The 12,634-nt window shown below is 61.5% G+C and carries 6 protein-coding genes; 2 read left to right on the top strand and 4 right to left on the bottom strand.

Annotated features, from left to right (window positions below; translation table 11 throughout):
- Positions 1-20 precede the first annotated feature (20 nt).
- The 3 genes from AC3Z8Y_RS20535 to AC3Z8Y_RS20525 all read right to left on the bottom strand — a co-directional run bounded on the left by AC3Z8Y_RS20535 (position 21) and on the right by AC3Z8Y_RS20525 (position 8,481).
- Positions 21-5,639, bottom strand: a complete 5,619-nt coding sequence (locus AC3Z8Y_RS20535) for a putative Ig domain-containing protein (protein WP_490087348.1) — start codon at positions 5,637-5,639, stop codon at positions 21-23.
- A gap of 453 nt (positions 5,640-6,092) precedes the next feature.
- Entirely contained in the window at positions 6,093-7,535 is a 1,443-nt protein-coding gene (locus tag AC3Z8Y_RS20530; protein ID WP_490087347.1) for a SulP family inorganic anion transporter, read from the bottom strand.
- A 118-nt stretch (positions 7,536-7,653) separates the two neighbouring features.
- Positions 7,654-8,481, bottom strand: a complete 828-nt coding sequence (locus tag AC3Z8Y_RS20525; RefSeq protein ID WP_490087346.1) for an NAD-dependent epimerase/dehydratase family protein — start codon at positions 8,479-8,481, stop codon at positions 7,654-7,656.
- Positions 8,482-8,778: 297 nt separating this feature from the next.
- Between AC3Z8Y_RS20525 and AC3Z8Y_RS20520 the strand changes: the two genes are divergently transcribed.
- Together AC3Z8Y_RS20520 and AC3Z8Y_RS20515 are read left to right on the top strand one after the other, a co-directional pair.
- Positions 8,779-10,080, top strand: a complete 1,302-nt coding sequence (locus tag AC3Z8Y_RS20520; RefSeq protein ID WP_490087345.1) for an MFS transporter — start codon at positions 8,779-8,781, stop codon at positions 10,078-10,080.
- Between the two features lie 232 nt (positions 10,081-10,312).
- Complete coding sequence (locus tag AC3Z8Y_RS20515) at positions 10,313-11,497, top strand: amino acid aminotransferase (RefSeq protein ID WP_490087344.1); 1,185 nt, start codon at positions 10,313-10,315, stop codon at positions 11,495-11,497.
- 53 nt (positions 11,498-11,550) lie between these two features.
- On the opposite strand, the gene AC3Z8Y_RS20510 is transcribed toward AC3Z8Y_RS20515, so the two are convergent.
- Positions 11,551-12,576, bottom strand: a complete 1,026-nt coding sequence (locus AC3Z8Y_RS20510; RefSeq protein WP_490087343.1) for a branched-chain amino acid aminotransferase — start codon at positions 12,574-12,576, stop codon at positions 11,551-11,553.
- Between the last annotated feature and the right edge of the window lie 58 nt (positions 12,577-12,634).

The following is a 12,634-nucleotide window of genomic DNA, read 5'->3' as shown; positions in this document are numbered from 1 at the left end:
AGCCCCTTCAATCCGGCAGCTTAAGCCACGAAATCGCTCTGGTGCAGTTCCTTTACGCCCACCAATGAGATCTCGAACTCGGCGCTGGCGTCGGCGTTCACGCTGCCATACAGGATGCCGTTTTCGAAGCGAAGCTGGCCGGCGGCGTTGGTGCTGTCGAAGGCCTGGCTGCCAATGAAGGTAAAGCTTTCCTTGGCTTCGGTGGAGGCGTTGGCGTCGATGCCGGTCAAGTCCAGTTTGTCCCCCTCAGTGGTCTTGAACCCTGAAATCACATCCCGCAGGCTGCCCAGCCCAAGGTCGCCAAGGGCTTTGAACATATAGGTGTCCGCCCCTGTACCACCGGTAAGCGAGTCGGTGCCCGCGCCGCCGATCAGGGTGTCGTCACCGCCGCCGCCGACCAATGTGTCGTTGCCGTCGCCTCCGTCGATCACGTTCGCGGCGCTGTTGCCGGTCAAAGTGTCTGCGAAGTGGCTGCCCGTCACATTCTCAATGGCCTTGAGGGTATCGAGGCCCGAGCCGAGGGTGTCCTGCTGCGCCGAGGTATTCAGGGCAATGGTTACCCCCGCGGTGGCATATAGGTAAGACGCGGTGTCATTACCCGTGCGGCCGTCGAGCAGGTTATTGCCACTGCCGGCGAACAGCGTGTTATCCAGGGCATTACCCACGGCATTGGCGGCGCCATCGGTATTGATCACCAGGTTTTCCACGTTGCTGCCTAACGTAAAGGTCGCCAGGCTGCTGTACACCGTGTCGATGCCGCCGATGTCGCTGTCGCTGTTTTTCTCCACCACAGTGTCGTCGATGTTATCCACACAGTACGTATCGGAGCCGTTGCCGCCGGTCATGCTGTCGGCGCCGGTACCACCGTCCAGTACGTTGGCGGCATCGTTACCGGTCAGGAAGTTGCGCAGGCCGTTACCGGTACCGTCGATGGCGGAATAACCGGTAAGCACCAGGTATTCCACGTTATCCCCAAGGGTCCAGCTGACCGAGGACTTCACGGTGTCGATTTGCGTGGCCGCGGCGTTGGTTTCGATCACCACGTCGAACGCGTTGTCGACGATGTACACATCCTTGCCGTCCCCGCCGCTCATGGTGTCAGCGCCCAGGTCGCCGTCCAAGGTGTCGTTGTAGGCGCTGCCTACCAGGGTGTCGTCCTGGTCGGTACCCAGGATATAGCCGCCTTTCTGGCTGGCCACTTCGTCATACACATCCTGCGCGGTACGGTTGTCGGTCGGGTCGCCCTGGAAGCCCAGGTCACCGGCGATGTAATCGGCCAGGCGCTGGCCCACGATCTCGGCGGACTCTTCGTGCAAGTGCCATACGTCATCAGGGTAGGTGACAGGGTCCGCTTCCTGGCGCAGCGGCAGATCGTTGTAGTCGGCAGCCAGGTCCACGTCCGCGCGCTCGGCGGCGATGGCTTCCTGTACGGCGCGAACGGCGACCACACCGTTCTGGATCGAGGCGATCTTGGCTTCGTCGTAGCCACGTACGCGGGCAGCATCGGCGTCGTAGTGGCCGGTTTCCATGATGTACACCTTGAAGTCGCCCAGCTGCGCATGCAGGTAGTCGAACACTTTCAGGGTGTCGGCCTTGTATTTCGCGGCGTAGGCGACAGGGTCGGCGGCGCGGCCGATTTCCTGCGCGGCTTCCTCGCCCTGGCCCCAGATGATGCCCATGGTCACGTTATCGATGGCCTTGAGCGAGGCCAGTTGTTCTTGCAGCAGGCCAACGGCGCGCAGCAGCGCAGGGCCTGGCTGGTTGGTGTCGGTCAGCCACCAGCACAGACGCAGCTCCTCTGGTGTGCCCGTGGATAAGCCACTGACGGTGCTGCCGCCTACCGCCACGTCGATGCCATTGTCATCGGCGTCGGTGAACTGGCTGCGTACGTCGTAATCGGTGTACTTGCTCAGGTCCTTCACCATCTCGGTGATACCGGACTGGTCGTCGTCCTCGGTCATGCGCATCAGGCGGGCGTTGGACTGGCCAAGGGTAGGCAGGAACAGAATGTCTTGCTGGGCGCGTTCGGCGAAAACGAAGTCGCTGGCGCTCAAGGTACTGCCGTAGTTGCCCTGCAGTGCAATTTCAAAGCGGTTGCCGTCACTGTCGGCTTCGGCCGATTTAACGTAGGTTTTGCTGCCGTCGTCGCTGGTGGTGATGTACAGCGTGTGGTTGCTGCCGTTACCCAGCCCCAGAATGCCGAGCGCGCTGACGTCGATCTTGTCCGCGCCCACGGTAAAGTCGGTGATGGTATCGCTGGCGGTAATGCCACCGGTGTCGTAGTCCCGGTAGCTGTCGCTCAGGGCGGTGTAGCGGAAGGTGTCCGCCCCGGCACCACCCGTGAGGCTGTCACGGCCAGCACCGCCGTCGAGCACATCCGAGCCTGCGCCACCATTGAGTGTGTCGGCGCCCCCGAGGCCCAGGATGAGATCGCTGTGGCTGGTGCCGGTGAGGGTTTCACCTGCATCGGTACCGGTGACGGTGGTGGGCGGGGCATCGGCGACGGTGAGCGCGAATACGTCGCTGGCCGAGGCGCCTTTGGTATCGGTCGCGGTGACCAGGAAGTTGTACACACCCGCGGCGTCGTCGTCCGGCGTGCCGCTGAAGGTCCGGGTGGCGGGGTCAAAGGTCAGCCAGGAGGGCAGCGGCGTGCCATCCTGCAGCGTGGCAGTGAAGGTGAGTGCATCGCCATCGGCGTCGGTGAAGGCGCTTTGCGCGATGGTGTAGGTAAACGGCGTGTTCTCGGTGGCGTTGTTATCCAGCAGCGGGTCGGTAACGACCGGCGCATTGTTGAGCGGGATCGTTTCGGAACCGAACACGAAGTTCGAGGCCTTGAGCGTACTCAGGTAATTGCCTTGCAAGGCCAGCTCGAAGCGATTGCCGTTCACATCAGCGTCGCGATCCTTGATGTAGGTGCGGTCGGTGCTGCTGTTGTACGAAATGTTCAAGGTGCCGCCGTACCCGGTGCCCAGGCCGGTGAAGCCGAGAGTGGAAACGTCGATCTTGTCGGCCGCAACGTCGAAATCGGTGATCAGGTCAGTGGAACTGGTGGTATCGGTGCGGTAGCTGTCCAGGGTGGTGGTAAAGCGGAACACGTCCGCGCCCGCGCCGCCGGTAAGCTTGTCCGCACCCGCGCCGCCTACCAGTACGTCGTTGCCCGCGCCACCATTGAGCGTGTCCGCGCCGCCCAGGCCGAACAGCTGCTCATTGGCGGCGGTGCCGGTCAGGGTGTCCTTGCCGGAGGTACCATTGATCACACCGTTGCCCTGTGGCACGTCTTTCACCGCCAGGGTAAAGGTGTCGCTGGCGGTTCCAGCCTTGCCATCGCTGGCGGTGACGGTCACGTTGAAGGTGCCCGACGCCGTGCTGCCCGGCGTGCCACTGAAGGTGCGCGTGGCCGCATCGAAGGTCAGCCAGGAGGGCAGGGCGCTACCGTCCGCCAGCTTGGCGGTATAGGTGAGGCTGTCGTTGTCCGAATCGCTGAAGCTCGTAGCCGGCACAACATAGGAGAACGGCGTGTTCTCACTGGCGTTCTGGTCGGCCAGGGGGGTGGCGACCACTGGCGCGTGGTTCACAGGGGTGACCGTGGAAAAAACAAAGTTGGCCGCGGTGAGGCTGGTGGTGTAGTTGCCGTTCAGGGCGATTTCGAAACGGTTGCCCGAGGCATCGGCCTCGAGGGATTTGATGTAGGTCTTGGTACCGGCGCTGTTGAGCGTGAGGTACACCGTGCCGTTCTTGCCGTCGCCCAGGCCCGTAAAGCCCAGCGCCGAGAGGTCGATCTTGTCGTTGGCGACATCGAAGTCCGTGACCAGGTCGGTCACGGTATCGCCACCGGTGTTGTAGTTGCGGTAGCTGTCCAGCCGGCTGGTATAGACGAAGGTGTCGGCCCCCGCCCCGCCAGTGAGGGTGTCCGCGCCCGCGCCGCCATTGATGCGGTCGTTGCCGGCGCCAGCATTGATGCTGTCCGCGCCCGCCAGGCCGTTGAGGGTATCGGCGCCGCTGGTCCCGGTAAGGGAGTCACTGCCGCTGGTGCCTTCGATTACGCGTTGGAACACGAAGTTGCCGGCCTTGAGGGTGGTGGCCAGGTTGCCTTCCAGAGAAAGCTCGAAGCGGTTGCCATTGGCATCGGCGTCGTAGCTTTTGATGTAGGTGCGGTTGGTGCTGCTGTTGTATTGCACCAACAACGTGCCGTTATAGCCATTGCCCAGGCCTTTGAATCCCAGGTCGGCAACGTCAATGGTGTCCTTGGTTACGTCGAAATCAGTGATCTGATCGCTGAAGGTGGCGCTGGCGGTACGGTAGCTGTCGGTCAGGGCCGTGAAACGGAAGGTATCCGCGCCAGCGCCGCCGGTGAGTTTGTCCGCGCCCGCGCCACCCACCAGAATGTCGTCGCCCGCGCCGGCGTTGATAGTGTCCTTGCCGGCTCCAGCCAGGAACAGCTCGTTGCTGGCGGTGCCGGTCAGCGTGTCCGCCCCGCTGGTGCCTTCGATGGTCAGGGTGGGCAGGGTGGCGCCTACATAGGTACCGTCGCCATAGGTCAGCGTCGAGCCCTTGGTGGTCTGGCTGATTGCATTGCCGACGATGGTGTTGTGATCGGTGCCGTCTTCATTACGCTCGGCCACCCCATAGGTGGAATTGGCGCCACCAGTGATGGTGTTGCCCAGTATCTGGTTGTCGCTGCCAGGGAAGAACTTGCCGGACACACCTGTGGTGTCGTCATAGCTCTGGATAATCACTTCCGGCACAGGAGCGTTCAGCGCGTTGTTGGTCAGGGTATTGTTGCTGACCACCACGCCAGTGCTGCCATAGATGCGCACGCCGGCGCCGCCGTTGTCGTGGATATCCACCCCGGTCACGGTCACGTCGCTCGACAGTTTCACCAACACGCCTTCGGCGCCGTTGTTGTACACGCTGCCGCCTTCGATGGTGACGTCGTACGGTGAAGGGATGTTCTCGCTGCCGCGCTGCACCACGATACCGTTGCCGCCGTTGCCATAGGCCACGTTGCCGGTCATGGTGAAGTCGTTGGTGCTGGTCACGATGTTGAACCCGTGGCGGTCGTTGTCGTACGCCACGTTGTTCACATATTTGGTGTCGATCATGTAATCCGCGACAAAGCCGTCCAGGCCGTTGCCGTGTGACACGCAGTTTTCGATCAACATGTTGATCGTTTGCTCGTGGGGGTCGAAGCCGTAACCCGAGCAGTCCTTGATTTCCACGCCGCTGAGGGTGACGTTGCTGTCGTGGCCTTCCTTGCCGGGAATGTAGCCGTTGAACCAGCCGTCGATCTTGCCGGTGGTGTTGTCGCGGTTGCCGTCGATGGTCAGGTTGCTGAGGCCGAAGTCGTGGGTTTCTTCGCCATAGGCCGAACGGATTACCCCAGTGATCTTGGTGTCCGAGCCGTCCGCTACCTTCACGGTGGTTTTGCCAGCACCCGCGCCTTCCATGTACACGTTGCTTTTGAGCATCAAGCAGCCGTCTGAGGGTTCCTCCCCGGCCGAGACGATAAAGATCCCGGTTGGCACAAATACCGTTCCGCCCCCAGCAGCGGCTGCCGCGTCGATGGTCGCCTGGATAGCGGCTGTATCGTCCGTGACACCGTCACCGACAGCGCCAAAATCCTTTACGTTGAAAATCATGATGTTGCTCCGGTCCTGGGAAGGGAATTGGTATCAATGCCAATAACTCAGCGTGTGGTACCGGATTTGTATGACACAGTTCACATATCCCAATTCGTCCTTCCATCGACTACCCCTGAGGAAAGTGAAAATTTCGTAAAAGCGTCAGTTTCCTGTCGATTTGTTGACGACGGGTCCTTTGTAAGCAGCTCGATACAGAGCGTTGCGTCAAATAAACCTATGCGGGCTTATTCTTTTTCTGGCGCATCCGGGCCGGCGGAAAGCGAAGCGCTGTGCCAAGGCGTGAGGAGGTCAAGCGCGGGGAATAAGAGGATTCAAGAGGTACGCGAGCCGTTGCAAAGGCAGGCGGAAGCGGAGGCTAGGATGGCCCCCGCCGCTTTATAGTCAGAAAATTGAAGATCGGTAGGTCGGCGAGATTCTGTCAGCGGTTACAAACACGTTGCCAAAGGACTGTCACTCGGCCGTCACGCCTGCCCGGCCCAGCAAGGCTTCGCAGCGCTGGGAGAGGTTGATGAGCTGCACGTCGCGCCCCAAGGCTCGGTAACGCGCCAGCAGCGCTTCGAGCGCCGCAATACCGGAGTGGTCGGCAACCCTGAGCCCGGCGCAGTCGATCACCACCCGCGCAGGGTCGGCGGCCGGCGTGAACAGGGTCTGGAAGCGGGTGGTGGAGGCGAAGAACAGCGTGCCGTACAGGCGGTAGTAACGCTCTTCGCCGCCATCGGCAAACTCTGCTCGAATTTCGTGCGCATGCTGCCAGGCGAACCCGAGCGCACTGATCACCACCCCGCACAGCACGGCGGTGGCGAGGTCGGTGAACACGGTAATGATGGTCACCGCCACTACCACCACGGCGTCTTGCCGGGGGATCTTGCCCAGCACCCGCAGCGAGCCCCAGGCAAAGGTCTGTTGGGCAACCACGAACATTACGCCTACCAGCGCGGCCAGCGGGATCTGCTCGATCCACGAAGAAAGGAACAGAATGAACATCAGGATCATCAGGCCGCTGACCACTCCAGACAACCGGCCGCGCCCACCCGAAGACAGGTTGATCATGGTTTGGCCGATCATGGCGCAACCTCCCATGCCGCCGAACAGCCCCGACGCCAGGTTCGCCGCGCCCAGGGCAACGCATTCACGGTCCGGTTGGCCCCGTGTTTCGGTGATCTCGTCGGTGAGGTTAAGCGTAAGCAGAGTTTCCAGCAGGCCTACCGCCGCCATCAGTACGGCATAGGGCAGCACGATGCGCAGGGTCTCCAATGTGAGGGGTACGTCCGGCAAATGCCATTGCGGCAGGCCGGCGGCAATGTGGGCCATGTCGCCCAGCGTTCGCGTTGGCAAGCCAAGCCCTACCGTGAGCAAGCCCACGCTCACGATAGCCACAAGCGCGGGTGGAACCGCACGGGTGAGGCGCGGCAACACCCACACAACCGCCATGGTGACCGCCACCAGCCCTGCCATTACCCACAGTGCTGTGCCCTGCAGCCAGTGATCGCCCTCCTTGAAGTGTTCCAGCTGGGCAAGAGCGATCACGATCGCCAGGCCATTCACGAAGCCCAGCATCACGGGGTGCGGAACCATGCGTATCAGCTTGCCCAGGCGCAGCGCGCCGAACAGCATCATCAGCCCGCCGCCGAGCACCACCGTGGCCAGCAGGTACTGAGCCCCATGCTGCACAACCAGGGCAACGATCACCACGGCCATGGAACCCGCCGCCCCGGAAATCATGCCCGGGCGCCCGCCCAGCAGGGCAGTGAGCGTACAAATAAAGAAAGCGCCGTAAAGGCCCATCAGCGGATTGAGATGCGCAACCAGCGCGAAGGCAATGCATTCGGGAACCAGCGCGAACGCCGTGGTCAGCCCGGCCAATGCGTCGCGACGCAGGGAAGTGAAAGCCATAAAACCCCATCAAGCAAAAGGCACAAAGCCCCCATGCACCGCTGGGAGGCCAGGGCGAAAGGAGGCTTTTGTTGGAATGCCCGCACTATAGGGAAAGGCGCGGAGCTTGAACAGCGGTTCAGCCCTCGAACGGGCCCGCCGCGACGAAGGCGCCGCCTTGGTAAATCCGCAACGGGTCGTCTTCAGCCAAGGCGGGTTGTGCTTCGATGGCGGCACGCCAGGGCTCGGAGCTGTCCTGTGGATGGTAGGCCAGGTGCTCGGCGTAGCGGTTGTCCCACCACACGTTCTTGTTTGCCGAGGCGCCGTACACAAGGGTATGGCCGACGTTCTCGGCATACAGGCTGCGCTCAATCAACTGAACCAGGTCGTCATAGCTCAGCCAGCTGTCCAGCATTCGGCGGTTTTGCGGTTCGGGGAAGGACGAGCCGATACGAATGCTCACGGTCTCGATGCCATACCGGTCGAAGTAGAAGGTGGCCATGTCCTCACCGAAGGCTTTCGACAAACCGTAATAGCTGTCGGGCCGGCGAGGGCTGTGCGCATCCAGGCGTTCGCTCTGCTTGTAGAAGCCGATCACATGGTTGGAGCTGGCAAAAACCACTCGCTTCACGTTATGGCGACGTGCGGCTTCGTACAGATGGAATACCCCGCAGATATTCGCGCCAAGGATGGCTTCAAACGCGTGTTCGGTGGACACCCCGCCAAAATGGAGGATGGCATCGCAGCCTTCCACCAGGCGATCGACCGCAGCCTTGTCTGCGAGGTCGCACGTTACAACCTCTTCGTGTGGGCCGGCCGCAGCTGGCATGTCGCAGATGTCAGACAGCCGTAGCACTTCAGTTAACGGCTGTATCCGCTCACGCAGCACCTTCCCTAGCCCACCGGCAGCGCCTGTCAAGAGGATGCGGCTGAAGGTTTGCCGCTCGGATGTGCTGGTTTGCGCCATGGGACGTGCTCTCGATTATTTTTCTAAGGTCGCGGTAGGTTGTCGTACAACTTGTTGAGATTATCAAATTCCGCTTGCCGCGTGTCAATGATTCCACGCCGTGGCCTAAGAAAACCACCGCCTTTACGGTGTTTCATCGCTGCCATGGCGTAATCATGAAATCGTACAGGCGGTAGTGCCGCAGGCCTAATATCCGTTTGACACCCTCACGGGTAAGCCCTATAAAATGCCGACAAGTACGACGACATATGTCGTTACGCTTTACCTCGACAAAAACAATACAAAGAGTGTCAGCCTATGAAAATCAAAGGCATCCGTTGGTGGATGGTCGGCCTGGTGACGGCCGGGCTTATCGTCAACTACCTCGCCCGTAATACCCTCTCGGTGGCCGCGCCCACCCTGATGCAAGAACTCACTATTTCTACCGAGCAATACGCCCATATCGTGGTGGCGTGGCAGCTGTGCTATGCCTTCATGCAGCCGGTAGCGGGTTACGTCATCGATGCCATCGGTACCAAGATGGGCTTCTTCACCTTTGCCCTGGCCTGGTCGGCCGCGTGTGCCGCAGCGGCACTGGCCACTGGCTGGCAGAGCATGGCGTTCCTGCGCGGGCTGCTGGGCCTTACCGAGGCAGCGGGCTTGCCGGCTGGCGTCAAGGCCACTACCGAGTGGTTCCCTGCCAAGGAGCGTTCTGTCGCCATCGGCTGGTTCAACATCGGTTCGTCCGTGGGTGCCTTGCTCGCGCCGCCGCTGGTGGTATGGGCCATTCTGCAAAGCGGCTGGCAGCTGGCGTTCCTTATCGTTGGCGGGCTGGGCATTGTGTGGAGCTTCCTCTGGCTGGTGCTGTACAAGCACCCTCGGGATCAGCGCCGGCTGGCCGACTCGGAGCGTGACTACATCCTTTCTGGCCAGGAAGCACACTTCAAGGACGCACCCGCGCAGAAAGGCAGCTGGAAAAAGATCATCAGCAGCCGCAACTTCTACGCAATCGCTTCGGCACGGATTCTGTCCGAGCCGGCCTGGCAGACCTTCAACGCCTGGATTCCGCTGTACCTGATGACCGAGCGCCACATGAACATCAAGGAAATCGCGATGTTCGCCTGGTTGCCGTTTCTCGCGGCAGACCTTGGCTGCGTGCTCGGTGGTTACCTGAGCCCGTTCTTCCACAAGCGTTGCAACGTGTCGCTGTTCACTTCGCGCAAGCTGGTGCTGCTGTTCGGTGCGTCGTGCATGATCGGCCCGGCCTGCATCGGCCTGGTAGAAAGCCCGTACACAGCCATCCTGCTGCTGTGCATCGGTGGCTTCGCTCACCAGACCCTTTCCGGCGCGCTGTACTCCATCACGTCCGACTCCTTCGGCAAAAACGAAGTGGCTACCGCCACCGGGATGGGCGGCATGTTCGGCTACCTGGGCGCTGCAGCGTTCACCATGGTGTTCGGTGTGCTGGTGACCAAGATCGGCTATAGCCCGCTGTTCGTGGTACTGGCCGTGTTCGACATCGTCGCCGCGATCATCGTCTGGACCGTAGCGCGCGAACTGGTGCGGCCTCCGGAACCTACCGTGCACACCGACGTTGAAGGGCGCCCTGCTGTCGCCTGACTGTATGCCGGGGCAGGGCGCGTTCTGTGCCTTGACCCCGGGCAATCGCTGTGAACTAATTCCCCTCGCACAGGCTTCGGCCAACCAAAATCATTAGAATGCCACCGAGCGTCGGTCAGGCAAGGCGGAGCCAGGCGAGGAAGCGGAGTTGACGGCCTGTCAATGAGCATTCCGAGCCTGGCTCCAACACAGCATCACCGGCGCCCGGGGGTATTTTTCCCCTGAGGTGGATATGTTCGAACACTTGCCCCTGTACGCTGGCGACCCGATCCTGGGGCTGATGGGGGAGTTTGCTGAAGACCCGCGGCCCAACAAGGTCAACCTGGGTGTCGGCATCTATTACGACGAGTTGGGCCGCGTGCCGCTGTTGCCCTCGGTGCAGCGCGCCGAAGAGCTGCTCGTTGCCGAACATCAGCCACGCAGCTACCTTCCCATGGAAGGCGGCCCGGCTTATCGTCGAGTGGTCGAGCAATTGCTGTTCGCCGGTAGCGTGGACACCAGCCGCCACAGCGTCGCGATCATCCAGACCGTAGGCGGCTCCGGCGCGCTGAAGGTAGGCGCCGATTTCCTGAAAACCGCCTGGCCTGAGTCTCAGGTGTGGGTATCGGACCCCACCTGGGATAACCACCTGGGTATCTTCCAGGGCGCCGGTTTCAAGGTGAACCGTTACCCGTACTTCGAGCCTAACCGCAAGTCGTTCGACTTCGAAGGTGCGGTAGAGGCGCTGGAGAAAGTGCCGGCCAAGGCGATCGTGTTGCTGCACCCGTGCTGCCATAACCCTACCGGCATCCAGCCAGAGCGCGAGCATTGGGTGAAAATCCTCGACGTGCTGCAGGCGCGCGACGCCATTCCGTTCCTGGATATCGCTTATCAGGGGTTCGGCAAGGGCCTGGACGACGACGCCTGGCTGATTCGCGAATGCGCGCGCCGCGGCATGGAGTTCCTCGTATCCAGTTCGTTCTCCAAAACGTTCTCGCTGTACGGCGAGCGCGTGGGTGCGTTGAGCGTGCACACGGCTCGCGACAGCCATGCGCAAGTGTTCGGCCAGCTCAAGCTGCATGTTCGCCGCAACTACTCCAGCCCGCCGATGTTCGGCGCCAGCATCGTGGCCCGTGTGCTGGGCGACGAAGCGCTGAACAAGCAGTGGCAGGGCGAGTTGGCGCAAATGCGCGAGCGAATCACGGCCATGCGGGCTGCATTGGTGGAAGGTTTGACCAAGCGCCTGCCAGAGCGTGACTTCGGCTTCCTGGCTCACCAGGAGGGCATGTTCGCCTACACCGGCCTGAGCGCGGACCAAGTGCGCAAGCTCAAGGCCGAACATGGCGTATACGCCGTGGAAACCGGCCGCATCTGCATTGCAGGGTTGAGCCCGAGCAACCTCGACCATGTAATCGAGGCGTTCGCGGCAGTGATGTAAACCGCATCGACGAAAAAGGCGCCTGCGGGCGCCTTTTTTGTATCCGGTCGAAATCAGTCGACCTTCACGATCCAGCCTTGTGGGCCTTCGATTTCGCCGGTTTGGATGCCGGTCAGTTCCTTGTACAGGCGCTGGGTGACCGGGCCGACTTCGGTTTCGCTGTGGAACACGTGCAGCTTGCCTTTGTACTCGATGCCGCCGATGGGCGAGATCACCGCAGCGGTACCGCAGGCGCCGGCTTCGGCGAAGCGGTCGAGCTGGTCAATGTGCACGTCGCCTTCTACCACTTCCAGGCCCAGGCGGCTGGCTGCCAGTTCCAGCAGTGACAGGCGGGTGATGCCTGGCAATACCGAGCTGGATTTCGGGGTCACGAACTGCTTGCCGTCCTTGGTGATACCAAAGAAGTTGGCCGAGCCCACTTCTTCGATCTTGCTGTGGGTTTGCGGGTCGAGGTAGATGCAGTCGGCGAAGTTCTGTTTTTTCGCCTCGGCACCAGGCATCAGGCTGGCTGCATAGTTGCCACCCACCTTGGCAGCGCCAGTGCCGTTGGGCGCGGCGCGGTCATAGCCGGAAATCACGAAGTTATGAGGCTTCATGCCACCTTTGAAGTACGGACCGACCGGTACGGCGAAGACTGCGAAGATAAACTCCGGCGCGGTGCGCACGCCAAGGTTGTCACCCACGCCGATCACGAACGGGCGCAGGTATAGCGCGCCGCCAATGCCGAACGGAGGGATGAACCGCTCGTTGGCCTTCACTACCTGCTGGCAGGCATTGATGAACTGCTCGGTGGACACTTCCGGCATCAGCAGGCGCTGGCAGCTGCGCTGCATGCGCAGGGCGTTCTGGTCCGGGCGGAACAGATTGATGGTGCCGTCTTTGGCGCGGTAGGCCTTCAGGCCTTCGAAGCACTGCTGGCCATAGTGCAAGGCGGTGGAGCCTTCGCTGATATGCAGCACGTTGTCTTCGGTGAGCTCGCCGGGCTGCCAGGCACCGTCGCGCCAGTAGGAGAGGTAGCGCAGATCAGTCTTGATGTATTCGAAACCCAGCTTGTCCCAGTTGATGCTTTCGTTGCCCATGACACCCTCGATCGACTATTTCGGCCCGCTCACCACTGGCCGTTCTTCACCTTGGGAT

This window comes from Pseudomonas sp. 3MAES_34.3B (assembly GCF_058145875.1).
The sequence above is the reverse complement of the archived record's forward strand: the minus strand, read 5'-3'. Positions and strand labels throughout refer to the sequence as shown.